The 1,051-nt window shown below is 35.6% G+C and carries 1 protein-coding gene; it reads right to left on the bottom strand.

The window, feature by feature from the left end; genetic code table 11:
* Nucleotides 1-802, bottom strand: an 802-nt coding sequence (locus COZ07_RS10835) for an adenylate/guanylate cyclase domain-containing protein (RefSeq protein ID WP_406608577.1), incomplete at its 3' end; no start/stop codon positions are given.
* Nucleotides 803-1,051: the final 249 nt, after the last annotated feature.

Below are 1,051 nucleotides of genomic sequence, written 5' to 3' on the forward strand. Positions count from 1 at the left end.
ATTTTCTTATCATGTTTTTTGTTGTCCAGATGCTCCCGTAACGGGCAAAATCGGACAGTCTGCCTGCATAATTGACGGAGTCACCGAAGGCAGTAAATTCGATGCCGGGTGAATGAACGATCGCGCCGAAATACTCCTGACCCTCATTGATACCAATATTCATGTAGAGGTCATGGAACCACCCCTTACGCGCCTTCCACTCCATCCCTAATTTTTTCACTTTTTCTCTCAGTTCCAGGGCACAGTAGATGGAGTTCATGAGATAATTTGAATCTTTGTCTTTAAGGAAATAGTAAACCATACTATCACCTGCGTGCTTCCCATACAGTCCATAGTATTTTTTGAAAGAACCCTCTATGCATTTCCAGACCTGATTGATTAATTCAAAATATTCTTCAGGAGGCAAATCGGCGCAAATCCTAACCGAATCTTGTAAATCTGCAACAAGTACAGAAAATGAAACAAGGGAGGGAATACGTTGGTCTGGACAGTGAAGATTGTTAATCGTTAACTTTAATAATCCTTCTTCTGTTGAATTTATTGTCTCATGTAGTCTGTTCACAATATCTTCCATGAAAGACCCATTTTTTTTCATTTTTTTAACTATCAAAATACGCTCAATAACCGTTTCTGGAAAGTAGCCAATTTTTTTAGCCCGTGTCCTTGCATCTTCCGGCTTTTTTACCAGGGGCCTCGGTAATATACCAAGTTTAATGTAGTTGTTGAGTGTTGCCCTGGATATTCCTGTTTTTTCGATGATTTCCTTACTGCTTATCATCAAACTATTACTGATAGAAGACATGACCAGATCACCTTAAATATTGTCTAATTATACTGTATATCAACTTATTCTATTTTGAGCTACTATACGTTCTTACTTATATAGAATATACAGTATAAAATATAATTGTCAAGAAGTTTTTACTGTATAATCAAAAATTTTCTCACTAATTTTTTATCAAATTTGTATTTATTAAACAGTAGCTTGGACAGTATAAGTTAATAAAACATATTAACATATTATGTAACTACTCAGGTATCTTGCCACAAA

The sequence above is a fragment of the Candidatus Infernicultor aquiphilus genome, assembly GCF_002784285.1.
In the GTDB taxonomy this organism is placed as follows: domain Bacteria; phylum Atribacterota; class Phoenicimicrobiia; order Phoenicimicrobiales; family Phoenicimicrobiaceae; genus Infernicultor; species Infernicultor aquiphilus.